Below are 21,717 nucleotides of genomic sequence, written 5' to 3' on the forward strand. Positions count from 1 at the left end.
CCGCACCCCTGGGGGTGCGGCCCGTGCCGGCTTCACGAGGCGCGTCCGCGCCGTCGGGGCGCTAGATGATGCTGCGCCCCTCGGCCTTCGCCGCGCGCAGCTCGCGGTAGAACGCTCTGACGATCACGAAGAGCACGCCGACCACGACGACCGGCCATACGAGCACGTACAACGTCAGCAGGAACGTCATGAGATCCCCTCTCCTGCCGCGACGGGCTCGCCCCGTCGCGGCTCGTCGACCGGACGGCTCACGGCCGCCGGCTCCTCGTCGAAGTCACCGGTGCGCTCCTTGATGAGGGCGAAGTCGAACCGATCCTTGCTCAGCATCGTCAGGGCGACGCAGACCAGCGTGCTGGCCGCGTAGGCCACGAGCGACCCCGACAGCACCGGGTAGGTGTGCAGGAACCCGATCGCGAAGGGAGCGGCCGCCACCGTGGCGACCGTCCCGACGACGAGCGCGACCCGCTTGCCGAAGAAGCCGAAGGCCATCAGGCCGAGAACGACCCCGACGCCGAGGGTGGACAGGACGTCCGAGGCGATGCCCAGCCCGCCGGACAGGTCGACCCACTCGAAACGCACCGGCAGGAAGGTCGCGAGGCCCGCGACGACCGCGATGCTGAAGGCGGCGTTCGTGACCCGGTCCCAGTAGAAGCTCGCGATGACGGGGAACACGAGGGCACCCCACATCGCACCGACGAACACGAGCAGGTCCAGGATGTTGAACTTGGCCCCGGCGAACCCGATCCCCGCCGCGATCGCGACGACCATCGTGATCCGGCCGATGAGGATCATCGTGCGCGGGTTGGCACGCTTCTTGCCCGCGACGTTCTGGCCGTAGACGTCCGCCATGATGATCGACGAGAGCGCCGTGAGGTCGGAGTCGGCCGTCGAGGAGAGCGAGCCGATGATCATCACGAAGAACAGGCACAGGAGCGCCGGGTTCAGATAGGTCGCGGCCATCTGCGGGATGAGGTTGTTGACGTCGCCGTCGAGGGGCTGGACGCCCGCGTACAGGGCGATGACGCCGAGCATCCCGACACCGATGATCGTCGCGCCGTAACCGAACGTCGCCGTGACGAAGGTCTTCTTGATGAGGTCCTCACGGACCGCGAAGAGGCGCTGGGCGATGGTCTGGTTGCCGATGGCGTAGGCCAGCACGGCCGCGATGTACGGGGCCCCCTGGTTGAAGAACGCGTCCGACGAGAAGAAGTCCCCCTGCTGGGGCGTGAGGTTCGCCGCCCCGGTCTCGAACAGGCCGGGCCCGCCGGCCGCGAAGAACACGACCGGGATGATGACCACGACGGCGCCCAGCAGGGCCACCACCTGCGCGAAGTCGGTGAGGACCGACGCCCGGAAGCCGGACCACAGCGTGTACAGGAGCACGCCGGCCGCGATGGCGACGATCCCCTGCGTGAAGGTGTAGGGCGTGAGCATGCCGACCAGGGCCCCGCCGGCGATCAGGTTGGACGTGAGGCTGATGACGCTGCCGAGCACGTTGGACCCCGCGAGCATGAGCTGGCTCGAGCGCCCGTGGCGGGCGAACATCACCTCGGCGATCGTGTGCGCGCGCGGCGCCACCGCGCGGATCCTGCGCCCGAACGGGTAGATGAGCAGGATCATCAGCGCGCCCCACAGCCCGTAGTGGATGGGGCCCGAGACGCCGTAGGTGTAGCCGGAGGTGGCGGAGGCGTACATCGACGACGCCCAGATCCAGGTGGCGGTCATGGACGCGGCGGAGATGCCGAACCCGATCTTTCCGCCGCCGGTCATGTAGCCGTCCGCGTTCTCCTTCTTCCGGCTGATACGGACCGACATGTAGAAGCTGCCGCCGAAGAACAGCAGGAAGATGAGGATCACGACGGATCCAGGAAGTTGTTGCAGGTCGCTCAAGGCGTTCTCACTCTCTCGTCAGGGAACCGGAAAGCTGGTGCAGGTCCGGGTGAGACGGGTGCAGCGGGAACGGCAGCTAGGCGGGCGGGACCCGTCGGGGGCAGACGGGGCGGCATGCACAAGGTCGTGCGTACCGTGCCGGCCAGGTCGACAGGGTCGACAGCGTCGACAGCACAGAGCTCCTTCCGTTCGTCAGCGGCGCCGGCCGCGGCGCATGGCGATGCGACGCGGCCGAGGCGTTCGTGCGCCGACACACGACCGGGCCGGCGAGGCGGTGACGGGACCATGGGGGCTCGCGCCAGGGGCGCGCCGACGCGACGTTGGCGTCAGGATTCCTCCGGGTGCGGCGCGACGCGCCGGCGACCAGGTCCGTCGGTCATGGTTATACCACAAAAGGGCCATGCGCAGCCCGTGCCTCCCCCTCGGCGAGAAGGCCCTGGCCTGCACGAAGACTCTGATGACCGGTGCCGGCCCTTGTAGGCGATGATGTGAGCGTGACGGATAAGGGGAGCGCAGCGTGCAGGTCCTGACCCGGCGCGAGCTGAACCGGGCGACACTGGCGCGCCAGCTGCTGCTGGCCCGCGAGGACTGCGCGCCGCTGAGCGTGGTGGAGCACCTCGGCAGGCCACTGCCGGACGGCGGGGTGGTTCGGCCCCCGCGAACTGAGCCCGCTGCTGCAGTCGACATCGACTGAGGTGTGCAACGCCGTGCGGCGCGCAGCGCTCCTGGACCGACTGGACGTTGTCATCGAGGGGACACGATGGCGTCACCCGCCTACGGCGACCGGCTGCTCCAGTCGTGGCCAAGGCCGACTACGACCGACTGCACATCGTCTCGGTCGAGACCGACCGCGAGACCGCCGGCAAGCGCGCCGTGGAGCGATGGTGGCAGGGCCGGAACGAAGACTCGGAGATGGGCGGGCGGCTCGTCCTTCCCGAGACGATCGACCACGCCTACACCGCGGGGCGAGAGCGCAGCGTCTGCCGCGCCAACGCCCGCGCACGGGCGACCACGATCCGATCGGGTGGGACGGCCGTCGAGCACGTCACGATCGCCGAATAGGTGCTGCTGTGGGTCCGCACGCGGAGCAATTGAATGAGGTGGTGAACGTCGCCTGCCCGAAGGCATGCCACGTCACGTGCTTGAAGCCCGCGGGGAATCTGGGGCCGCGAGGCAACGCGATGTCGGGCGCAAGCGGGATCTCGTCACTCAGCCCGATGCACCAGCGCGCTCGACAGACACATCGTCGCGGCCGGCTTGACCGCCGTCGCGCTCGCCAGCGACGCAACGGCGGGATCGAGCCGGGCAGAAAAGCGGCCCGGACCTGCGGAAACTCGCAGATCCGGGCCTCTGACCAGGCGATCGGCCGATAACCGATGTGCCCCGGTGACTACAGGTTGATCATGTGCCCCACGAGGCCGTGGATGGACTCCTGGACGGACTCGGACAGCGTCGGGTGCGTGTGCACGTTGCGCGCGACCTCGTCGGCGGTGAGGTCCCACTTCTGCGCGAGCGTGAGCTCGGGCAGCATCTCGGAGACGTCCGGGCCGATCATGTGGGCACCGAGCAGCTCGTTGTACTTGGCGTCGGCCACGATCTTGACGAAGCCGGTGGTGTCGCCGAGGCCGTGCGCCTTGCCGTTGGCCATGAAGGGGAACGAGGCGACCTTGACGTCGTAGCCCTCGTCCTTGGCCTGGGCCTCGGTGAGGCCGAACGACGCGACCTGCGGGGAGCAGAACGTGGCGCGCGGCATCATCCGGTAGTCGCCCAGCGTCATGGTCTCGGCGCCGCCGATGGTCTCGGCCGCGACGACGCCCTGCGCCTCCGCGACGTGCGCCAGCATGAGCTTGGCGGTGACGTCGCCGATGGCGTAGATGTGCGGCACGTTGGTGCGCATGTGGTCGTCGATGCCGATGGCGCCGCACTCGGTGAGCTGCACGCCGGTGTTCTCGAGGCCGAAGTTCTCGACGTTGGGCGCGAAGCCGACGGCGGACAGGACCTTGTCGACGACGATCTCGCCGGGCTTGTCGTCCTTGACACCCTTGTAGGAGACGGTGACCGACGAGCCGTCGTCCTTGATCGTCTGGACGGCGGTGGAGGTGAGGAGCTTGACGCCCAGCTTCTTGTACTGCTTGGCGATCTCCTTGGAGACGTCCGCGTCCTCGTTCGGCAGCGCACGGTCGAGGAACTCGATGATCGTGACGTCCACGCCGTAGTTCTTCAGGACGTAGGCGAACTCCATGCCGATGGCGCCGGCGCCGACGATGGCGATCGACTTCGGCAGCTCGCGCGTCATGATCTGCTTCTCGTAGGTCACGACGTTCTCGCTGAGCTCGACGCCGGGCAGCAGCTTGACCTTGGAGCCCGTCGCGATGATCGCGTTGTCGAACGTCACGGTCTCGGTGCCGCCGGCGTTGAGCGTCACCTCGATCGTGTTCGCGTCGCGGAACGTACCGCGGCCGTCGTACTCGGTGATCTTGTTCTTCTTCATGAGGAAGTGGACGCCCTTGGTGCGGCCGTCCGCGACCACACGGGACCGGTCGAACGCCTTGCCGAAGTCGAACGTCACGTCACCGGACATGCCGAAGAAGTCGGCCTGGTGGTTGAAGATGTGGGCGAGCTCCGCGTTGCGTAGGAGGGCCTTGGAGGGGATGCAGCCCACGTTGAGGCAGACACCACCCCAGTACTTCTCCTCGATGATCGCGACGGACTTGCCGAGCTGGGCCGCACGGATCGCGGCGACATAGCCGCCGGGGCCAGCCCCGAGGAGGACGACGTCGTAGTGGGAAGCCATGGGTCCAGCCTATTCGCGCGCGCGACCGGCCGCGGCGTGACGTCCGTCGCACCTGACCGGCAGCAGCTTCACCGCGGCATCCTCACCGCACCGAGTCCACTCCCTGGTTCGCCAGCTCGTCCGCGCGCTCGTTCCCCGGGTCGCCGGCGTGCCCCTTGACCCACACCCACCGGACGTCGTGCTCGGCGACCTCCGCGTCGAGGGCCTGCCACAGGTCCACGTTCTTCACGGGCTTCTTCGCCGAGGTCTGCCAGCCGTTGCGCTTCCAGCCCGCGATCCACGTCTTCATGCCGTTCATCACGTACGACGAGTCCACGTGGATCACCACCGTGCTGGGCCGCGTGAGGGTCCGGAGCGCCTCGACGACGGCCGTGAGCTCCATCCGGTTGTTCGTCGTGACGGTCTCGCCGCCGAAGAGCTCCTTGGTGTGCTCGCCGAAGCGCAGCAGCGCCCCCCAGCCGCCGAGGCCCGGGTTGCCCTTGCAGGCCCCGTCGGTCCACATCTCCACCACGGGTTGCGTCTGCGTCACGGCGCAACCCTAGCTTCGCCCGTGGTCAGCGGGGGTACGCGGCACCGTTGAAGGTGACCCGCAGCGAGTACAGCGAGGTGCCCGCCGTGATGTAGAGGTGATTCCGCTTGTGCCCGCCGAAGGTGAGGTTCGCTACCGACTCGGGCAGGAGCAGCTTGCCGATCAGGTCGCCGTCGGGAGCGAAGCAGTGCACGCCGTCCCAGGCGGCGACCCAGATCCGGCCCTCGGTATCGAGGCGCATCCCGTCGAAGCGGCCGGCGTCGCACGTGGCGTGGATCGCGCCGCCGGTCAGGCGCCCGTCGTCCGTGACGTCGAAGACGCGGATGTGGCTCGGGTCCTGACGGGTGTCGACGACGAACAGCCGCTGCTCGTCCGGCGAGAACGCCAGCCCGTTGGGCCGGACGAAGTCGTCCGCGACGACGGTGACCTCCCCGTCGACGGGGTCGATGCGGAACACGTAGCAGTCGCCGCCGAAGTCCGACTCACCGGCATTGCCCTCGTAGTCCCCGGTGATCCCGTAGGTGGGGTCGGTGAACCACACCGAACCGTCCGCACGCACCACGACGTCGTTCGGGCTGTTCAGCCGCTTGCCGCGGTAGCTGTCCGCGAGGACCGTCACCGAGCCGTCGTGCTCGGTACGCGTCACGCGCCGGTTGCCCTGCTCGCAGGTGACGAGGCGTCCCTGGCGGTCCACGGTGTTCCCGTTGGCGTATCCGGAGCCGTGCCGCAGGACGCCAACGGCGCCCGTCGTCTCGTCATAGCGAAGCAGCCGGTCGTTTGGGATGTCGCTGAAGACGAGGTACTGCCCGCCCGCGAAGTACGCGGGGCCCTCGGTCTTCCGCGCGTCGGAGAAGTGACGCTGGACGACGAAGTCGCCATCGCATCCAGCGAACCGCTCGTCCAGCGCGACCAACTCGGTAGGAATCGCCTCAGAAGTAGACACCGTTCGGAGATTAGCCTCAGCGACCGATTCCTGTACAGCCGGTGCCATCGGTATAGTCCCTACCATGGATGACGTCGACCGGGAGCTCCTGAAGCTGCTGCAGCAGGACGCGGGCATGCCGTACACAGCGCTGGGCAAGGCCGTGGGGCTCTCCGCCGGGGCGGCTCACGACCGTGTGCGCAAGTCTCGAGAACGCGGGGTGATCCGCCGGACGACCATCGAGATCGACCCCAGTGCCGTCGGCCGCGGCGTGCTCGCCTTTGTCATGGTCGACGCGAACGCCTGGATGGGCGAACCGTCCACGCGCGAGGCGCTGGCCCGGATCGCGGAGATCGAGGAGGCGCACATCGTCGCCGGAGCGGCCTCGGTCCTCGTGAAGGTGCGCACCGCGTCCACCGAAGAGCTGCAGCAGGCGCTGCGCCGGATCTTCGGCGTCGACGGCGTCACCGGGACCGACGCGATCGTGGTGCTGGAGACGTTCTTCGAGCGCCCCATCCACATCTGACCGCACCCGCTCCGAGGAGTGTCAGAGGGCTCGGCGTAGCGTGATCGGTGACGTCGGCCAACCACCTGGGTCACCCGGAGGAACGGTATGAAGTTCGGATTCGTCAGCAGCTTCGGCACCTCGGCGCAGCACGTCCGCCTCGCGCGCGAGTGCGAGGAGCACGGCTGGGACGGGTTCTTCTCCTGGGACGCGATCAGCATGGGCGACTGGGGCGGTGAGGCGCTCACCGCGTGGGACCCGTTCGCGGTGCTCGCGGGTGCCGCCACGGTGACCGAGCGGATCACGCTCGGTGCCATGGTCTTCGCCGTGCCGCGGCACCGGGCGTGGGAGCTGGCGCAGCGCGCCCTGACGGTCGACCACCTCTCGGGCGGCCGCCTGGTGCTGCCCGTGGGCGTCGGCGTGCTCGACGACCGCGGGTTCACGTCCGTCCCGGGGCAGAAGACAGCCCTGCGCGAGCGTGCCGGGATCCTCGACGAGACGCTCGGGTGGCTGGAGCGGTCGTGGTCGGGAGAGGAGTTCGAGGCCGACGGCGAGCACGTGCGCAACGGGCCGTTCCAGTTCGCCACTCCCCCGGTGCACGGCCGCATCCCCGTGTGGCCGGTCGGGGTCTGGGACGCGAAGCGCCCCCCGATCAAGAACCTGCGCCGCACGCTGCGCTGGGACGGCATCGTCGTGCAGGCGCGCGGCGAGACGCCGGAGGAGGCCGAGGCCGGGCCGGACGCGGTCCGCGAGCTGACGGCCTGGATCGCCGAGCAGCGCGGGGCGGACACCGGCCAGGACGCAGTGCCGTTCGACGTCGTGGCGTCCGGGCTGCTCTCCCCGGACCCGGGCGAGGCGAGGGACCAGGCACGCGCGATGGCGGACGCCGGCGCCACCTGGTGGATCGACTCGTGGTGGGACCCGGCCGAGGCGACGCCCGAGCGCCTGCTCGAGCGGGTAAGGCAGGGCCCACCGGCCTTGTAGCGGGCGCGCAAGGGGTGCCTGGGGCACGCGCCTGAGCGGGCGAAGCGTGCCGCAGAGTCCCGCTCACACCGTGTCGGCGTACGCCTGGTCCGCGTGCCGGGCGCGGGCGGCCTCGATGTCGGGGACGTGCTGCTCGGCCCAGGCCCGCACGGCGCGGAGCGGGACGAGGAGGGAGCCCCCCAGCGGCGTCAGGGCGTACTCGACCCGGGGCGGGTTCTCGGCGAACTCGTGCCGGCTGATCAGGCCGTCGACCTCGAGGGAGCGGAGGGTCTCGGTCAGGACCTTCGGGGTGATCCCCTGGATGTGCGCCTTGAGGTCGGTGAAGCGGCGGGGGCCGTCCGCCAGGGCGTTGACGACGAACACGGTCCAGCGCGCGCCGATCCGGTGGAGCACGGTCCGGCTCGGGCAGGTCGCCGCCATCACGTTGTACGCCTTGCCCATGGGTGCTCCCAGTTCCGTTGAAGGTACCGGTATCAATTCCATACCGTGATCCCGATCCTACGAGAGGGAGTGACGGGCATGGAACGGATCCTGGTCATCGGCGGTGCACGGGCGTTAGGGGCCGCAGTCGCACGGCGTGCGGTGAAGGACGGGTACGACGTGGTGATCGGCGCACGTGATCTGGCTGCCGCCGAGGCGCTTGCGGCCGAGATCGACGCGACCGCGGTGCGCATCGACCTGCAGGACGAGGCGACGATCGCCGCTGCGGCGGCACGGCTCGCGGACGGGATCGACCACATCGTGTCGACCGGTTCGGCGCCGCACGACGTGCGGGCTGTCGAGCTGGATCACGACAACCTGGTGGCCGCGTTCTCGGCAAAGGTGATCGGGCCGATGCTGGTTGCCAAGCACTTCGCGCCGGTGCTGCGGCCGAACGGGTCGATCGTGCTGTTCTCCGGGGTCGTCGGCTGGCGGCCGGGGCCGGGCTCGCTGGTCAAGGGGACGACCAACGGGGCGGTCGAGTACCTCGCCCGGCACCTCGCCGCCGACCTCGCCCCGGTGCGGGTCAACGCCGTCTCGCCCGGCGTCGTCGACTCGGGCGCCTGGGACCGGCTGGGCGCGGGCAAGGCCGCCTTGCTGAGCAAGAGTGCCGCCGGAACGCTGGTCGGCCGGCACGGCGAGCCCGACGACGTCGTCGACACGGTGATGTGGCTGCTGCGCGCGGGCTTCGTCTCCGGCGAGACGATCCACCTCGAGGGCGGGGCCCGCCACAAGACCGGCTGATCGGGACCGGTCGTCGCAAGATGTAACGCGCCGGACGGCATCGAGGGGCAGTCAGCCCCCGGAGCGCGCGGGCTCGATCGGGACGTTCGGCAGGTGCTTGGCCGGCAGGGTCTTGGGCCGCCACGACGCCCGCTGCGTCTCGAACGCGGTGATGTCAGCCTCGTTCGTCAGAGTGAGGCCGATGTCGTCGAGGCCCTCCAGGAGACGCCAGCGCGTGTAGTCGTCGATCTGGAACGGCACGGTGACGTCGTCGGCGTGCGCCGTGCGCGCCTCGAGGTCCACGGTCACCTCGGTGCCCGGCTTCGTCTCGAGGATCTTCCAGAGGATCTCGATGTCCTCCTGCGCGACGATGCCGGCCACCAGGCCCTGCTTGCCCGAGTTACCGCGGAAGATGTCCGCGAAGCGCGGGGCGAGCACGACCCGGAAGCCGTAGTCCTTGAGCGCCCAGACGGCGTGCTCGCGCGAGGACCCGGTGCCGAAGTCCTGGCCCGCGACGAGCACGGAACCGGCCTTGTACGCGTCCTGGTTGAGCACGAAGGACGGGTCGCCGCGCCACGCCGCGAACAGGGCGTCCTCGAAGCCCGTACGCGTCACGCGCTTGAGGTAGACGGCGGGGATGATCTGGTCGGTATCGACGTTGCTGCGGCGCAGCGGCACCCCGACGCCGGTGTGGGTGGTGAACTTGTCCATGGGGGTTCTCCTCGAAAACTCGGGGTGCTCAGACGAACGACGGGGCGGACAGCGGCGTCAGGGGGCTGCCGTCGAACGTCGTGAGGTCGACGTCGGTGTCGAGCTCGAGGTCGGACACCGACGACAGGGTGCCTCGGATAGCGGTGGCCGCGGCGACGAGCGGCGAGACCAGGTGCGTGCGCCCGCCCTTGCCCTGCCTGCCCTCGAAGTTGCGGTTCGACGTGGACGCCGCCCGCTCACCGGGGGCGAGCTGGTCGGGGTTCATGCCCAGGCACATCGAGCACCCGGCGTTGCGCCACTCGGCGCCGAATTCCTTGAAGATCACGTCGAGGCCCTCGGCCTCGGCCTGCAGCCGCACGCGCGCCGAGGCCGGGACGACGAGCACGCGCACGTCCTCAGCCTTCTCCCGGCCCTGGACCACCTTGGCCACCGAGCGCAGGTCCTCGATGCGGCCGTTGGTGCACGAGCCGATGAAGACCGTGTCGACCTTCACGTCGCGCAGCGGGAGGCCCGCCTCCAGGCCCATGTACTCCAGCGCGCGCTCGGCGGCGACGCGCTCGTCCGCGTCCGCGATCTCGGACGGGACGGGCACCGACGCCGACAGCGGCAGGCCCTGGCCCGGGTTGGTGCCCCAGGTGACGAAGGGCTCGAGGTCGGCCGCCTCGAGCACGACCTCCGCGTCGAACTGGGCGTCGTCGTCGCTGCGCAGCGTCGACCAGTACTCCACCGCGGCGTCCCAGTCCTCGCCCTCGGGCGCGTGCGGGCGGCCCTTGAGGTAGTCGAAAGTCGTCTCGTCGGGCGCGATCATGCCCGCTCGGGCGCCGGCCTCGATGGACATGTTGCAGATGGTCATCCGCGCCTCCATCGAGAGCGTGCGGATGGCCTCGCCGCGGTACTCGAGCACGTAGCCCTGACCGCCGCCGGTGCCGATCTTGGCGATGATCGCCAGGATGATGTCCTTGCTGGTAGCGCCCGGCGGCAGCTCGCCGTTGACGGTGATCGCCATCGTCTTGAACGGTGAGAGCGGCAGCGTCTGCGTGGCGAGCACGTGCTCGACCTCGGAGGTGCCGATGCCGAAGGCCAGCGCCCCGAAGGCGCCGTGCGTGGACGTGTGCGAGTCGCCGCACACCACGGTGAGGCCGGGCATGGTCAGGCCGAGCTGCGGGCCCACCTGGTGCACGATGCCCTGGTCGGCGTCGCCCAGGGAGTGGATCCGGACGCCGAACTCCTTGGCGTTGTTGCGCAGCGTGTCGATCTGCGTGCGGCTCGTGAGGTCCGCGATCGGCAGGTCGATGTCGAGCGTGGGCGTGTTGTGGTCCTCGGTCGCGATCGTGAGATCCGGGCGACGGACCGGGCGACCGGCGAGGCGCAGGCCCTCGAACGCCTGCGGGCTCGTCACCTCGTGCACGAGGTGCAGATCGATGTAGAGGAGGTCCGGAGCCCCGTCGCTGCCACGGCGCACCAGGTGCGCCTCCCAGACCTTCTCTGCCAGCGTGCCGGCCATCATGTGCTCCTCGTCCGCCGCGTCCCCGCGGCCTTCGTGCGTTGCGTGCGTCCCTGTCGAGACCGCCACCGGTCCGGCCGTGAGACAGTTCCATCCCGTGAGATGCAGTCTTCGACTTGCAATCTCAGTGGCTGAGACGTCAATATCGTCCTATGGACGATACTAGCGGAGTCGGCGTACTCGACAAGGCCGCGTCCGTACTGGGCGCGCTCGAGGCAGGTCCCGCCACCCTCGCGCAGCTGGTCTCCTCGACCGGACTCGCCCGGCCCACGGCCCACCGACTGGCCGTCGCGCTCGAGCACCACCGGCTCGTCGGGCGCGACATGCAGGGCAGGTTCGTGCTCGGACCGCGCCTCAACGAGCTCGCGACGGCTGCCGGCGAGGACCGGCTTCTCGCCGCGGCCAACCCCGTGCTCACCGCGCTGCGCGACCACACCGGCGAGAGCGCCCAGCTCTACCGCCGCCAGGGGGACCATCGCGTCTGCGTGGCCGCCGCCGAGCGACCGGTCGGCCTGCGCGACTCGATCCCCGTCGGCGCCACGCTCACGATGCACGCGGGCTCCGCGGCGCAGATCCTGCTGGCGTGGGAGGAGCCCGACCGCCTGCACCGCGGGCTGCGGGAGGCCGTGTTCACCGCGACCATCCTGTCCGGCGTCCGCCGGCGCGGCTGGGCGCAGTCGGTCTCCGAGCGCGAGCTGGGCGTCGCGTCCGTGTCGGCGCCCGTCCGCGGGCCCTCCGGCCGGATCGTGGCGTCCGTCTCCGTGTCGGGCCCCGTCGAGCGCCTCACCCGGCAGCCGGGCCGCCTGCATTCCGCGGCCGTCATCTCGGCCGCCAACCGGCTCACCGAGGTGCTGCGCCGCGCAGGTGAGTGACCCGAGCACCCCGTCGGCACCTCGCCGACTACAGGCCCGGCGTCGCCCGACACGGCGCGCCGGGCCCGGTGCTGTCCGGCGTCGGCCCAGGTCAGTACGCTCCTGGCTGACGGGGCAACTCTGCCCTGCGACCCGAGAGGCGTGAGGACCTGATGCCCGCGAAGGCCAAGACCCTGCTGATCTGGATCGTCGTGATCTTCCTGATCTACGCGATCGTGACAAGCCCTGACCGTGCGGCGAACATCGTCACCTCGATCTGGGAGTTCATCTCCAGCGCGTTCTCGGGCTTCGGGCAGTTCTTCTCGAGCCTGACCGACTGACCCACGGCACCGGAACACGACGTGGTCACCGACAGGTCCCGCCCCAGCGAGACGATCCGCACGCACCGCCACCTCCGCCGGTACGTCCTGCCGAACGAGGTGGTGGTGGTCGCGACGCGCCGCCACTGGGCCCGGCTGCTCGAACCCATCGCCACCACCGGCGCGGCGTTCCTGCTGATCGGCACGATCGTCATGACGACCCCGGTCGAGGTGCGCGGCACCGTCCAGTGGCTGTGGGTGGCATGGTTCGTCGTCGCCGCCCGCCTGGCGTGGCTCTGGCTGGAGTGGCGCTACGAGTGGTTCGTCGCCACGGACAGGCGCCTGCTGCTGCTGTACGGGCTGGTCGTGCACCGGGTGGCGATGATGCCGCTCAAGAAGGTCACGGACATGGGGTTCTCCCGCAGCCCAGTGGGTCAGATGATCGGCTACGGCCGCTTCGACATGGAGTCCGCCGGCCAGGACCAGGCGCTGCGCACCATCAAGTACGTGCCGCACCCCGACGCCACGTACCGCACGCTCTGCGACACGATCTTCATGCCCGAGGACGACATCGGCGGCGCCGGTCCCTCGGCGGGGGCGCGCCCCCCGGCGACCTCCGGGCCGACCGTCGTCCCGGGCCGCACGGACCCGGAGGGCCCGCGGCCCACGACGCAGCCCATCGCGGTGCAGCCGTCGCAGCCGGCACCGCCGGCGCCGCGCCCCCTGGAAGCGACACCTTCGTTCGGGGCGACGCCCGCCGCGTGGGAGCCGACCGGCCCCGGCGCGTCGTACAAGCCGCCCCGCAGCGACGGCGGCAACGTGCCCGACCCGTTCCTCTGAGCGCGCCTCCGGGCCTCGCCCCGCGGCGACCCAGGGAACGACGAAGGCCCGGTCCACGTGGACCGGGCCTCTGCTCTGTGTACCCCCAGCGGGATTTGAACCCGCGTTACCGCCGTGAGAGGGCGGCGTCCTAGGCCGCTAGACGATGGGGGCCAGGACCTGACCGGGACACGACGGCCCCGGCCGGACATGCCGTCCGCATATAAGGAAGCGGACGGCGTGCGTACCCCCAGCGGGATTTGAACCCGCGTTACCGCCGTGAGAGGGCGGCGTCCTAGGCCGCTAGACGATGGGGGCCTATGACTCGACGTCCCCATGAATCGTCATGGTCCGCCGTGCCGGTGAGAACTCCAACGCGCCGGCCCCCGTCTCCGAGGGTGACGCGCGACGAGCGCTGCGCTGGGGTACCAGGACTCGAACCTAGACTAAGTGGACCAGAACCACTCGTGCTGCCAATTACACCATACCCCAATGGGTCAAACCTTCCGGGCAAATACGACATTCAGCGACGCGCCCGCGTCAGGCCCAACGTCGGAAGACATTACCGGACGCGGCGCCGCTGGCCAAAACGGGCGCGGGTGCAGTACGTCACGCCCGGCGCCGCACCCGCCGCCGGTGGCATGGGAGCCTCCTGCATGCCGCCCAGCGCCGCCCCGCAGCCCTCGCCCGAGCTGTCCGCCGCCGGCCCCGATCCGCACTCGTCGGCGGACCGCGCGGCGTCTTTCGACGCCCTGGTGGCCACCCACCCGCTGCTCGCCGGCCGCGTCGACGTGGACCGGCCCTGCGTGACGCACGCCATCCGCGCGACGCGCCGCTGACGGCCCGCCCGCGGCGCTCCGCCCGCGGCGCACCCTCAGCGAGCACCGTCAGCGCGCGCCGGCCACCGCCGCGAGGCGGCGCGCGGGAGCGGGCAGCGCGGCCCCGTCGCGCCACACCACCCGCAGCCGGCGCGACAGGTCGAGCTGCGCGATCGGCACGGTCACGAGGTGCCCCGCGGCGACGTCGTCCGCGACGGTCAGGGCGGAGAGCACGGTGACGCCGTCGCCGTGCCGCACAGCCGTCTTGACGGCGACGGTGGATCCCAGGGCAGTGACCCGGGCGGGCAGCCGCACGCCCGCCTGGCCGAGCGCCTCCTCGAGCACGTCGCGGGTGCCGGAGCCGGGCTCGCGCAGCACGAGGCGGCCTGTGACGAGCTCCGCCGGGCCCACCGACCGCCGTCGCGCCCAGGGGTGCCCCGGCGCCACGACGGCCACGAGCTCGTCCTGCGCGACGGTCCGCGAGCGCAGCCCTCGCCGCACCGTGGGGCTCTCCACGAACCCGAGCACTGCGTCCCCGCCGAGCACCAGCTCCATCACCTCGCGGGAGTTGCGCACGACGAGCTCCACGTCCGGGGCCGCGCCGCCCTGCTCCCGCTCCCTGCGCGCGAACGCCGCCAGCCAGCGGGGCGCCAGGTACTCGGCGACCGTGAGGCTTGCCGCCACGCGCAGGCCGGCCACCGGCGCCGAGCGCAGCGCGGCCGCCGCGGCCTCGAACCGGTCCACGGCGTGCACGACGTCGCGCGCCGCCTCGGCCACCCGGCTCCCGACGGCGGTGAGCCCGGTGCCGCGCGGGCCGCGCTCGAGGAGCTCCAGGCCGAGCCGGCGCTCGAGCCGGTGCAGCCCGGCGGACGCGGTCGGCTGCGAGACCCCCGCGGCGCGGGCGGCCGCGCTGATCGAGCCGTGCGCGTCGAGGGCGACCAGCAGCTCGAGGGCCGCGAGGGGAGGACGTTCAGCCATAGTGCGAGTCTATGGATGGATCGGCACCTGACGCTTCCGGGCGCCTGTCGCCGCCAGAGAGCCTGAAGGCGTGACGACCACTCCCCCCGCGACCACCACCGCGCGTCTCGTGCCCGGCGTCGCGCTCGCCGCCGCCGCGACCGGGCTGCTGCTGGCCGCCAGCCGGCTGCTCGCCCCGGCGACCGGGGGCGCCGTCTCCCCGCTGGTCCTGGCCCTCCTGGCGGGCGCCGTGCTCGGCTCGGTGCTGGGCCGCGTCGTACCCCGCGGCGGCCGGGCGGCGCGGTTCTCCGCGCGCGTCGCCCCCGGCACGGACTGGACGGCACGCACGGTGCTGCGGGCCGGCGTGGTGCTGCTCGGGCTGCAGCTCTCGATCCCCGACGTCCTCGCGCTCGGCTGGCGCGGGATCGCGGTGGTGGTCGTGACGGTGGCGGGGACGTTCGCGGCGATCCTCGCGCTCGGGCGGGTGCTGCGGGTGCCCCGCGACACGGCGCTGCTCGTCGCCACCGGGTTCTCGATCTGCGGGGCGGCCGCCGTCTCGGCGATGACGAGCGTGCTCGAGCGCGACCCGCGCACGGGGACGGCCGCGCCCGCACGGCTCCGCGACGACGTCGCCGCGGCGCTCGCCCTCGTCACCGTCTACGGGACGCTCGCGATCGTCGCGCTGCCGCTGCTCGCCGACGGCCTGAACCTCACGGACCACCAGGCCGGGCTGTGGATCGGGGCGAGCGTGCAGGAGGTGGCGCAGGTCGTCGCGGCGGCGGGCACCGTGTCGGCCGCCGCGCTCGCCACCGCGACGGTCACCAAGCTGGCGCGCGTCGTGCTGCTTGCGCCCATCGTCGCCGGGACCGGCGCGGTGCTGGCCCGGCGCTCCGCCCTCACCGCGGCCAGGGCGAGCCACGGCACCGAGGACGCGCCCGCCGCCCGCCGCCCGGCGCCCGTGCCCGGCTTCGTGCTGGGCTTCCTCGCCGCACTGCTGGTGCGCAGCACCGGTCTGCTGCCCGAAGGCGTGGTCGACGCCGCCACGCAGGTCACGACGGTCCTCTTCGTGGCCGCGATGTTCGCCCTCGGGACCGGGGTGGACGTACCGCGCCTCGCCCGGACCGCGCGCCGGCCGCTGCTGCTGGGCGCCGCCGGGGCCGTCGTCGTCACGGGGATCGCGCTGACCGCGGTGCTCGTCCTCAACCCCTGACACCTGTCAGGACCAAGACACCGTATTCATGCTCCTGGCCCTGACAACTCGCGCGCGCCATGACTTGTCAGGGTCAGGGCACGCTATTCATGCTCCTGGCCCTGACAGGTCAGAGGCCGAGGGCCGCCGGCAGGGTCGCGAGCCCGGGTGCGGCTTGCCGTAGCCCAGCGTGTCGACGCCGAGGAGCACCGGAAGGCCGGCGAGCCCCGACGCGCGCAGCGTGCGCTCCTGCAGCTCCGTGGCCGCGTTGGTCACCACCCCCACCGCGACGCCGGCGGCGCGCAGCGCGTCGAGGGCCGGGCGGGCGTCGTCGAACGCCGTCACGACCGCTCGAACGTGCCCCAGAACAGCGCGCCCCAGGCGGCGAACGACGCCTCGGTGACGGGCTCGCCCCCGAAGGTCCGGTGCAGCAGGTCGGCCCGCAGCCGGCGCCGCGTGAGTGCGTCGGTCTCGTCGCGCGTGTAGCGCTTGTAGTGGCCGCCGGGTCCGCGTGCCAGTGCGCGAGCAGCTCGGGATAGCGGTCCACGGGCACGTGCGGCAGGTACGCCAACGGCGACCGTCGAGAGCGCCTTCGCGATCGCGCCCTTGGAGTCGACCAGCGTGTCGTCGACGTCGAGCAGGACGCCGTCGACCCGGGTTTCGACAGGCTCAACCAACCGAGGCGTGCTCAACCGCCGGGGTGCTCTCAACCATCGAGGCGCGCCAGGGCGGCGTCCACGCGCGCCAGCGTGCGCTCGCGCCCGAGCACCTCGAGCGACTCGAAGAGCGGCAGCCCGATCGTGCGGCCCGTGACCGCGACCCGGACCGGGGCCTGCGCCTTGCCCAGCTTGAGGCCGTGCTGCTCCCCCACCGCGGCGACGGTGTCCTTGAGCGGCTCCGCCTCCCACGGCTCGAGCGTCGCGAGCGCCGCGCGCACGTCGACGAGCAGCTCGGCGGCTCCGGGCTTCATGGCTTTGGACCACGACCGCTCGTCGTCGACGGGAGCGTCGAGGAAGAGGAAGTCGACGTTGTCGGTGATGTCCGCGAGCAGCACGACGCGCGACTGCGCCAGCGGCGCCACCTTCGCGAACGCCGCGGCGTCGTACTGCTCCTCGCTCCACGGCGCCTTCGGGGCGTGCAGCCACGGGTCGACGGCGGCGATGAAGTCCTCGACCGACATCGCCCGGATGTACTCGCCGTTGAACGACGCGAGCTTCTTGACGTCGAAGAATGCGGAGGCGCTGTTCACGTCCTCGATGCGGAACCGCTCGACGAGCTCGTCGAACGGGAGGATCTCCTCGTCGTTGCCGGGCGCCCAGCCGAGCAGCATGAGGTAGTTGACCATCGCCTCGGGCAGGTAGCCCTCCGCGAGGTAGTCCTCGAGCGCGACCTTGTCGCGGCGCTTGGAGAGCTTCTGGCGCTTCTCGTTGACGATGACGGGCAGGTGCGCCCACGTGGGCGCCTGCGCGCCGAGCGCCTCCCACAGCAGCTGCTGCTTGGGGGTGTTCGGCAGGTGCTCCTCGCCGCGGATGACGTGCGTGATGCCCTCGTCCAGGTCGTCGACGACGTTGGCGAGCAGGAAGACGGGCGAGCCGTCGCCGCGCGCGACGACGAAGTCCTCCATCGCGGAGTTCGGGAACGTCGGGTTGCCGCGGATGAGGTCCACGACCTGGGTCTCGCCCTCGTCGGGCGTGCGGAAGCGCAGCGCCCGGCCGGGCTCGTAGGCCAGGCCGCGGTCGCGGCAGAAACCGTCGTACCCGGACTGCGCGTTCCCGGTCCGTGCAGCGACGTCGTCCCGCGTGCAGTCGCAGTAGTACGCGCGGCCCGCCTCGAACAGGCGCGCCGACGCCTCGCGGTGCTTCGCCACGTTCTGCGACTGGAAGTACGGGCCCTCGAAGGTCGGGTCCTCGGCGTGCATGCCGAGGGCCGCGAGCGCGCTGAGGATGCCGTCGACCCACTCCGGCTTGTTGCGAGCCGCGTCGGTGTCCTCGATGCGGAGCACGAACGTGCCGCCCTGGTGCTTGGCCACCGCCCAGTTGAACAGCGCCGAGCGGGCACCGCCCACGTGGAACATGCCCGTCGGCGACGGGGCGAAGCGGACACGGACGGCGGAAGAGCCTGCAGCGGGGATCACGGGCCCAGCGTAGTTCGCCCGCGCCAACGGCCCGCATCAGGCCCCGACGCCAGGTCCGATTCCCGCCGGACGACGCGCGGGCCCCGCCCTAGCGTCGTGTGCATGACCAGCACCACGCACGTCATCGAGCCCGCCACCCGGCACGTCGCCGAGCATGTCACCCAGCACGTCACCATCGACCCGGCGATCCTCTACTTCGGCACGCCCGTCGTGCTGCTGAGCTCCACGAACGAGGACGGCACGACGAACCTCATGCCGATGTCGTCCGTCTTCTGGCTGGGCCGCAGCGCCGTGCTCGGCGTCGGCGCGCGCAGCCAGACGGCGCTCAACCTGCGCCGGCACCCGGAGCTGGTGATGAACCTCGCGTCGCCCGCCGTGGCCACCCACGTCGACCGGCTGGCCCTGACGACCGGGCGGGCCGACATCTCGCCGTGGAAGGCGCGGGCGGGCTACGTCCACGAGCCCGACAAGTTCGGCGCCGCGGGCCTGACCCCGCTCGACGCGGCGACCGTGCGCCCCCAGCGCGTCGCCGAGTGCCCGGTTCACCTGGAGGCGGTGGTCCGCGCGGTCCACCCCCTCGACGCGCGGCCGGGAGACGCCGCGGACGCCGCCCGGCTGCTCGCCGTCGAGGCCGAGGTGACCCGCGTCTGGGTCGACCCCGCGATCCGGCTCGCGGGCCACACGGACCGGATCGACCCGGACCTGTGGCGGCCGCTCGTCATGAGCTTCCAGCGGTTCTACGGCCTGGGCGACCAGGTGCACCCCTCCCGCCTGGCCGGCATCGACGAGGAGCGCTACCGCGAGCCCCGGACCACGACGCCGCGCTGACTCGCCGGCCGGGCGGTCACGCCCCGACGAAGGTCACGGTCTCGGTGAGGCCCGCGCGCCCGGTGCGCAGCGGGGGCACGCCGTCCTGCTCGAACCCCACCGAGACGCCGCAGAGCAGGACGTGCCGGTCGTCGGCGCCGACGACCTCGGCCACGGTCCGGCGGTACATGGTCCACATCACCTGGGGGCAGCTATGCACCCCCTCCGCCCGGAGCAGCAGCATGACGGTCTGCAGGTACATCCCCGCGTCGGCCCACTGCCCCGGGCCCATCGACCGGTCGAGGTAGCAGAAGAGCACGGCCGGCGCCCCGAACGCTCCCGAGTTCAGGGCGGCGATCTTCCGGGGCCGGTCCGGGTCGTCGCGCTCGATGCCCAGTGCCGCGTACCGCTGGGCAGCCGCGGCGGCGAACCGGTCCGCGTACGGAGCGGCCAGTCCGTCCGGGTACATCGGGTACTCCCGCGCGTCGCCCTGGTCGCCCGCGAGCGCCCGGGCGGTCGCGCGCCGCTTCAGCTCGGCGAGGGGCCCTCCGGTCACGACGTAGACGTGCCACGGCTGGAGGTTCCCGCTCGACGGCGCCCGGGTCGCCGCGGTCAGCACCCGCTGGAGCACCTCGCGGGGCACCGGCTCCGGGCTGAACGCCCGCACCGCCCGCCGGCTGTCCACGGCTTCGTACACGTCCACGCGTTCGTCCTCTCAGTCCTGGTCGGGGACCGCAGCCGCGAGCAGGGTCATCGCCGGACGGTCGCCCGGACGCGTGCCACCGCGAGCGCGACCACGGTCGCGAGATCGGGGTTCGGCAGGTCGTTCACCGGCCACCAGCGCACGTCGAGGGACTCGTCACTGACGGCGTGCCGGGCGCCGTCGGGCGCGACGGCGACGAACCGCACGTCCAGGTGGTGCGCCTGCCCGTCCGGCCCGCAGAACGGCACGGCGTGCTCGTCGAGGTGCACCGGCACGGGGTCGAAGGCGTCGAAGGCGTCGAAGGCCAGGTCGAGGTCCAGGTCGAGCCCGGACTCCTCGACCGCCTCGCGCCGGGCCGCCCCGAGCAGCGTGCGGTCCCCGGGCTCGAGGTGCCCGCCGAGCTGGAACCACCGGCGCGCCTTGGCGTGCAGGGTCAGCAGCACCTGTGTGCCGTCCGCCGAGAGCACGATCGTGGACGCCGTGAGGTGGTCCGGCCGGCAGGTCCGCAGCACGCCGTCCGGGTGCGCACGCAGGTGCGCGACGAACCGGTCGCGCAGCGCGCGCTGCCCCGCGTCCGCCGCCGGCATCTGCCGGAGCACCGCCAGGGCGTCGGCGGTCAAGCCCGGCACCTCAGTCGCGACGGAAGACGGGGTTGGACAGGACGCCGATGCCCTCGACCTCGCACTCGACGCGGTCGCCGTGGTCGATCCGGCCCACCCCCGCCGGCGTGCCGGTGAGGATGACGTCCCCGGGGAGCAGCGTCATCGCCTTGCTGATGTACGACACGAGGAACGGCACGTCGAAGACCATGTCCGACGTGCGGCCGTCCTGCTTGAGCTCGCCGTTGACGCGCGAACGCACGCCGACGTCATCGGGGTTCAGGTCGGTGTCGATCCACGGGCCCAGCGGGCAGGAGGTGTCGAAGCCCTTGGCTCGCGCCCACTGCCCGTCGGTGCGCTGCGCGTCGCGCGCGGTGACGTCGTTGGCCACGGTGTAGCCGAGCACGTAGGAGCGCCAGCTCTCCGGCTCCACGTCCTTGCACACCTTGGAGATCACGACGGCGAGCTCGGCCTCGTAGCTGACCTCGCGCGTGAACTCGGGCAGCACGACCGGGTCGTCGGGCCCGACGACGGCGGTGTTCGGCTTGAAGAACAGCAGCGGCGTGGCCGGCACCTCGCCGCCCATCTCCTTGGCGTGGTCGGCGTAGTTCTTGCCGACCGCCACGATCTTGGACCGCGGGATCACCGGGGCCAGCAGCCGGACGCCGTCGCCCAGCTCGATCCGCTCGCCCGTCGGCAGCGCCGTCATCGAGAGCGGGTCACCGCCCAGGACGGCGAGGAAGGTGCGGTCGCCCTCGTGCTGGACGATGGCGAAGCGGGGGTCGTCTCCGGTGGTGAATCTCGCGATGCGCACGCGCCCAGGGTACCGACCCGCTCAGTACGGTGCCGCAAGCCCCGCGACCATGGGGAAGTGCTTGACGTTGCAGGTGAGCAGTTCCGCGGCGGCCAGCTCGGCTGTGGCCGCGATGACGTAGTCGACCAGGTCGATCCCGGAGTGCGACCGCCGGTACCGCCGCGCCAGCTCGCCGGCGCGGTCGGCGATCTCCCGGTCGACGTCGATCCAGCCCACGGCGAGGAACAGGGCGCGCGTCCGTGCCTTCTCCGGCGAACGCATCCCACCCAGCAGCTCCGCCCGTGTCAGGACCGACGCCACGATCTGATGGCCGTCACGGCGTGCCGTCGCGAGAACGTCTCGCGCCTCGACCCTGCCGCGCAGATGGTCGATGAACACCGAGGTGTCGACGAGAACCGTCACGCCGCCGTCACCAGTCGGCGATCCGGTCGTGGCGAGCACCTCGCGCGACGTCGACGTACCTCGCGCCGTCGACGTCCTCGCCGTCCCATGTGCCGAAGCTCTCCTCGAGCGCACGCAGGAACTCGTCGGTGTCGGCCGCTCCGTAGACCTTGTCGACCGCCCGCCGCACCAGCTCGGCGAGACCGAGCCCGGACGCCCGCGACTCCGCGAGGAGCCGCGCGTACTGCGCGTCCTCGAGCGTGATCTGCGTGCGGTGGCTCAT

General features: G+C 71.6%; 28 protein-coding genes and 3 tRNA genes. 11 read left to right on the top strand and 20 right to left on the bottom strand.

Translation table 11 applies throughout. The annotated features are described in order from the left end of the window. Positions 1-61: 61 nt before the first annotated feature. Both AC1C2V_RS11460 and AC1C2V_RS11465 read right to left on the bottom strand, forming a co-directional pair. Complete coding sequence (locus AC1C2V_RS11460) at positions 62-190, bottom strand: putative transporter small subunit (RefSeq protein ID WP_495389740.1); 129 nt, start codon at positions 188-190, stop codon at positions 62-64. Next, on the bottom strand, positions 187-1,815 hold the full coding sequence (locus AC1C2V_RS11465) for a sodium:solute symporter family transporter (protein WP_495389832.1): 1,629 nt from the start codon (positions 1,813-1,815) through the stop codon (positions 187-189). Before AC1C2V_RS11465 ends, AC1C2V_RS11460 begins: the two co-directional genes overlap by 4 nt. Before the next feature lie 592 nt (positions 1,816-2,407). On the opposite strand from AC1C2V_RS11465, the gene AC1C2V_RS11470 reads away from it, so the two are divergent. Together AC1C2V_RS11470 and AC1C2V_RS11475 are read left to right on the top strand one after the other, a co-directional pair. Next, complete coding sequence (locus AC1C2V_RS11470) at positions 2,408-2,584, top strand: hypothetical protein (RefSeq protein WP_495389741.1); 177 nt, start codon at positions 2,408-2,410, stop codon at positions 2,582-2,584. 104 nt (positions 2,585-2,688) lie between these two features. Further along, on the top strand, positions 2,689-2,952 hold the full coding sequence (locus AC1C2V_RS11475; protein ID WP_495389742.1) for a hypothetical protein: 264 nt from the start codon (positions 2,689-2,691) through the stop codon (positions 2,950-2,952). Positions 2,953-3,280: 328 nt separating this feature from the next. On the opposite strand, the gene lpdA is transcribed toward AC1C2V_RS11475, so the two are convergent. The 3 genes from lpdA to AC1C2V_RS11490 all read right to left on the bottom strand — a co-directional run bounded on the left by lpdA (position 3,281) and on the right by AC1C2V_RS11490 (position 6,156). Next, on the bottom strand, positions 3,281-4,684 hold the full coding sequence (lpdA, locus tag AC1C2V_RS11480; protein WP_495389743.1) for a dihydrolipoyl dehydrogenase: 1,404 nt from the start codon (positions 4,682-4,684) through the stop codon (positions 3,281-3,283). 82 nt (positions 4,685-4,766) lie between these two features. Then, positions 4,767-5,213: a ribonuclease HI gene (gene rnhA, locus AC1C2V_RS11485; RefSeq protein WP_495389744.1), complete on the bottom strand. Its 447-nt coding sequence runs from the start codon at positions 5,211-5,213 to the stop codon at positions 4,767-4,769. A gap of 25 nt (positions 5,214-5,238) precedes the next feature. After that, a complete protein-coding gene (locus AC1C2V_RS11490; RefSeq protein ID WP_495389745.1) occupies positions 5,239-6,156 on the bottom strand; it encodes an SMP-30/gluconolactonase/LRE family protein in 918 nt (305 codons plus the stop codon). A 64-nt stretch (positions 6,157-6,220) separates the two neighbouring features. Here AC1C2V_RS11490 and AC1C2V_RS11495 point away from each other — a divergent pair, with 64 nt between their 5' ends. Together AC1C2V_RS11495 and AC1C2V_RS11500 are read left to right on the top strand one after the other, a co-directional pair. Then, entirely contained in the window at positions 6,221-6,661 is a 441-nt protein-coding gene (locus AC1C2V_RS11495) for an Lrp/AsnC family transcriptional regulator (protein WP_495389746.1), read from the top strand. Between the two features lie 87 nt (positions 6,662-6,748). Beyond that, complete coding sequence (locus AC1C2V_RS11500) at positions 6,749-7,624, top strand: LLM class flavin-dependent oxidoreductase (protein WP_495389747.1); 876 nt, start codon at positions 6,749-6,751, stop codon at positions 7,622-7,624. Between the two features lie 63 nt (positions 7,625-7,687). Here the strand turns inward: AC1C2V_RS11500 and AC1C2V_RS11505 are convergent, their stop codons facing one another. Next, a complete protein-coding gene (locus AC1C2V_RS11505; protein ID WP_495389748.1) occupies positions 7,688-8,065 on the bottom strand; it encodes a winged helix-turn-helix transcriptional regulator in 378 nt (125 codons plus the stop codon). A 78-nt stretch (positions 8,066-8,143) separates the two neighbouring features. Between AC1C2V_RS11505 and AC1C2V_RS11510 the strand changes: the two genes are divergently transcribed. Then, positions 8,144-8,848 carry an SDR family oxidoreductase gene (locus AC1C2V_RS11510; RefSeq protein WP_495389749.1) on the top strand — a complete coding sequence of 235 codons (705 nt, stop codon included), beginning with the start codon at positions 8,144-8,146 and terminating at the stop codon, positions 8,846-8,848. Between the two features lie 51 nt (positions 8,849-8,899). On the opposite strand, the gene leuD is transcribed toward AC1C2V_RS11510, so the two are convergent. After that, positions 8,900-9,538 (bottom strand): 3-isopropylmalate dehydratase small subunit, encoded by a 639-nt coding sequence (gene leuD / locus AC1C2V_RS11515; RefSeq protein WP_495389750.1) that lies wholly within the window; start codon positions 9,536-9,538, stop codon positions 8,900-8,902. Positions 9,539-9,566: 28 nt separating this feature from the next. Further along, positions 9,567-11,042 (bottom strand): 3-isopropylmalate dehydratase large subunit, encoded by a 1,476-nt coding sequence (leuC, locus tag AC1C2V_RS11520; RefSeq protein ID WP_495389833.1) that lies wholly within the window; start codon positions 11,040-11,042, stop codon positions 9,567-9,569. A 152-nt stretch (positions 11,043-11,194) separates the two neighbouring features. Here leuC and AC1C2V_RS11525 point away from each other — a divergent pair, with 152 nt between their 5' ends. The 3 genes from AC1C2V_RS11525 to AC1C2V_RS11535 all read left to right on the top strand — a co-directional run bounded on the left by AC1C2V_RS11525 (position 11,195) and on the right by AC1C2V_RS11535 (position 13,053). Next, entirely contained in the window at positions 11,195-11,914 is a 720-nt protein-coding gene (locus tag AC1C2V_RS11525) for an IclR family transcriptional regulator (RefSeq protein ID WP_495389751.1), read from the top strand. A gap of 152 nt (positions 11,915-12,066) precedes the next feature. Then, positions 12,067-12,234, top strand: coding sequence for a hypothetical protein (locus tag AC1C2V_RS11530; protein WP_495389752.1), 168 nt, complete (start codon positions 12,067-12,069; stop codon positions 12,232-12,234). Positions 12,235-12,255: 21 nt separating this feature from the next. Then, positions 12,256-13,053, top strand: a complete 798-nt coding sequence (locus AC1C2V_RS11535) for a PH domain-containing protein (RefSeq protein WP_495389753.1) — start codon at positions 12,256-12,258, stop codon at positions 13,051-13,053. Positions 13,054-13,133: 80 nt separating this feature from the next. Here the strand turns inward: AC1C2V_RS11535 and AC1C2V_RS11540 are convergent. From AC1C2V_RS11540 to AC1C2V_RS11550, 3 genes are all read right to left on the bottom strand, one after another. Then, a tRNA-Glu gene (locus AC1C2V_RS11540) sits at positions 13,134-13,206 on the bottom strand. A 71-nt stretch (positions 13,207-13,277) separates the two neighbouring features. Further along, a tRNA-Glu gene (locus tag AC1C2V_RS11545) sits at positions 13,278-13,350 on the bottom strand. 102 nt (positions 13,351-13,452) lie between these two features. Then, a tRNA-Gln gene (locus AC1C2V_RS11550) sits at positions 13,453-13,524 on the bottom strand. Positions 13,525-13,631: 107 nt separating this feature from the next. On the opposite strand from AC1C2V_RS11550, the gene AC1C2V_RS11555 reads away from it, so the two are divergent. After that, entirely contained in the window at positions 13,632-13,871 is a 240-nt protein-coding gene (locus AC1C2V_RS11555; RefSeq protein ID WP_495389754.1) for a hypothetical protein, read from the top strand. 48 nt (positions 13,872-13,919) lie between these two features. Here AC1C2V_RS11555 and AC1C2V_RS11560 read toward each other — a convergent pair whose 3' ends face one another. Continuing rightward, a complete protein-coding gene (locus tag AC1C2V_RS11560; RefSeq protein WP_495389755.1) occupies positions 13,920-14,828 on the bottom strand; it encodes a LysR substrate-binding domain-containing protein in 909 nt (302 codons plus the stop codon). 70 nt (positions 14,829-14,898) lie between these two features. On the opposite strand from AC1C2V_RS11560, the gene AC1C2V_RS11565 reads away from it, so the two are divergent. Then, the gene (locus tag AC1C2V_RS11565) at positions 14,899-16,017 is read left to right on the top strand and encodes a YeiH family protein (protein WP_495389756.1); all 1,119 of its coding nucleotides are present in this window, start codon (positions 14,899-14,901) and stop codon (positions 16,015-16,017) included. Positions 16,018-16,104: 87 nt separating this feature from the next. Here AC1C2V_RS11565 and AC1C2V_RS11570 read toward each other — a convergent pair whose 3' ends face one another. Genes AC1C2V_RS11570 through gltX form a run of 3 tightly spaced genes read right to left on the bottom strand, consistent with a single transcriptional unit; the run spans position 16,105 to position 18,130 of the window. Next, positions 16,105-16,341, bottom strand: coding sequence for an HAD family hydrolase (locus AC1C2V_RS11570; protein ID WP_495389757.1), 237 nt, complete (start codon positions 16,339-16,341; stop codon positions 16,105-16,107). Then, a complete protein-coding gene (locus tag AC1C2V_RS11575) occupies positions 16,338-16,688 on the bottom strand; it encodes a hypothetical protein (RefSeq protein ID WP_495389758.1) in 351 nt (116 codons plus the stop codon). Before AC1C2V_RS11575 ends, AC1C2V_RS11570 begins: the two co-directional genes overlap by 4 nt. Before the next feature lie 14 nt (positions 16,689-16,702). Beyond that, entirely contained in the window at positions 16,703-18,130 is a 1,428-nt protein-coding gene (gltX, locus tag AC1C2V_RS11580) for a glutamate--tRNA ligase (protein WP_495389759.1), read from the bottom strand. A 102-nt stretch (positions 18,131-18,232) separates the two neighbouring features. Between gltX and AC1C2V_RS11585 the strand changes: the two genes are divergently transcribed. After that, positions 18,233-18,958 carry a flavin reductase family protein gene (locus AC1C2V_RS11585; protein ID WP_495389760.1) on the top strand — a complete coding sequence of 242 codons (726 nt, stop codon included), beginning with the start codon at positions 18,233-18,235 and terminating at the stop codon, positions 18,956-18,958. 16 nt (positions 18,959-18,974) lie between these two features. On the opposite strand, the gene AC1C2V_RS11590 is transcribed toward AC1C2V_RS11585, so the two are convergent. Genes AC1C2V_RS11590 through AC1C2V_RS11610 form a run of 5 tightly spaced genes read right to left on the bottom strand, consistent with a single transcriptional unit; the run spans position 18,975 to position 21,717 of the window. After that, a complete protein-coding gene (locus tag AC1C2V_RS11590) occupies positions 18,975-19,640 on the bottom strand; it encodes a nitroreductase (protein ID WP_495389761.1) in 666 nt (221 codons plus the stop codon). 47 nt (positions 19,641-19,687) lie between these two features. Next, positions 19,688-20,269: an NUDIX hydrolase gene (locus AC1C2V_RS11595; protein WP_495389762.1), complete on the bottom strand. Its 582-nt coding sequence runs from the start codon at positions 20,267-20,269 to the stop codon at positions 19,688-19,690. A 1-nt stretch (position 20,270) separates the two neighbouring features. After that, positions 20,271-21,053 carry a fumarylacetoacetate hydrolase family protein gene (locus AC1C2V_RS11600; RefSeq protein WP_495389763.1) on the bottom strand — a complete coding sequence of 261 codons (783 nt, stop codon included), beginning with the start codon at positions 21,051-21,053 and terminating at the stop codon, positions 20,271-20,273. Between the two features lie 21 nt (positions 21,054-21,074). Next, complete coding sequence (locus tag AC1C2V_RS11605) at positions 21,075-21,455, bottom strand: type II toxin-antitoxin system VapC family toxin (protein WP_495389764.1); 381 nt, start codon at positions 21,453-21,455, stop codon at positions 21,075-21,077. A gap of 7 nt (positions 21,456-21,462) precedes the next feature. Continuing rightward, positions 21,463-21,717: a hypothetical protein gene (locus AC1C2V_RS11610; RefSeq protein WP_495389765.1), complete on the bottom strand. Its 255-nt coding sequence runs from the start codon at positions 21,715-21,717 to the stop codon at positions 21,463-21,465.

This window comes from Isoptericola sp. Y541 (assembly GCF_059445465.1).

What these genes read in the sequence shown, in the direction of transcription:
- AC1C2V_RS11460 (WP_495389740.1), bottom strand. Translation starts at nt 190, where the DNA reads ATGACGTTCCTGCTGACGTTGTACGTGCTCGTATGGCCGGTCGTCGTG.
- AC1C2V_RS11465 (WP_495389832.1), bottom strand. Translation starts at nt 1,815, where the DNA reads ATGTCGGTCCGTATCAGCCGGAAGAAGGAGAACGCGGACGGCTACATG.
- lpdA (WP_495389743.1), bottom strand. Translation starts at nt 4,684, where the DNA reads ATGGCTTCCCACTACGACGTCGTCCTCCTCGGGGCTGGCCCCGGCGGC.
- AC1C2V_RS11495 (WP_495389746.1), top strand. Translation starts at nt 6,221, where the DNA reads ATGGATGACGTCGACCGGGAGCTCCTGAAGCTGCTGCAGCAGGACGCG.
- AC1C2V_RS11500 (WP_495389747.1), top strand. Translation starts at nt 6,749, where the DNA reads ATGAAGTTCGGATTCGTCAGCAGCTTCGGCACCTCGGCGCAGCACGTC.
- AC1C2V_RS11505 (WP_495389748.1), bottom strand. Translation starts at nt 8,065, where the DNA reads ATGGGCAAGGCGTACAACGTGATGGCGGCGACCTGCCCGAGCCGGACC.
- AC1C2V_RS11510 (WP_495389749.1), top strand. Translation starts at nt 8,144, where the DNA reads ATGGAACGGATCCTGGTCATCGGCGGTGCACGGGCGTTAGGGGCCGCA.
- leuD (WP_495389750.1), bottom strand. Translation starts at nt 9,538, where the DNA reads ATGGACAAGTTCACCACCCACACCGGCGTCGGGGTGCCGCTGCGCCGC.
- leuC (WP_495389833.1), bottom strand. Translation starts at nt 11,042, where the DNA reads ATGGCCGGCACGCTGGCAGAGAAGGTCTGGGAGGCGCACCTGGTGCGC.
- AC1C2V_RS11525 (WP_495389751.1), top strand. Translation starts at nt 11,195, where the DNA reads ATGGACGATACTAGCGGAGTCGGCGTACTCGACAAGGCCGCGTCCGTA.
- AC1C2V_RS11530 (WP_495389752.1), top strand. Translation starts at nt 12,067, where the DNA reads ATGCCCGCGAAGGCCAAGACCCTGCTGATCTGGATCGTCGTGATCTTC.
- AC1C2V_RS11560 (WP_495389755.1), bottom strand. Translation starts at nt 14,828, where the DNA reads ATGGCTGAACGTCCTCCCCTCGCGGCCCTCGAGCTGCTGGTCGCCCTC.
- AC1C2V_RS11585 (WP_495389760.1), top strand. Translation starts at nt 18,233, where the DNA reads ATGACCAGCACCACGCACGTCATCGAGCCCGCCACCCGGCACGTCGCC.
- AC1C2V_RS11610 (WP_495389765.1), bottom strand. Translation starts at nt 21,717, where the DNA reads ATGAGCCACCGCACGCAGATCACGCTCGAGGACGCGCAGTACGCGCGG.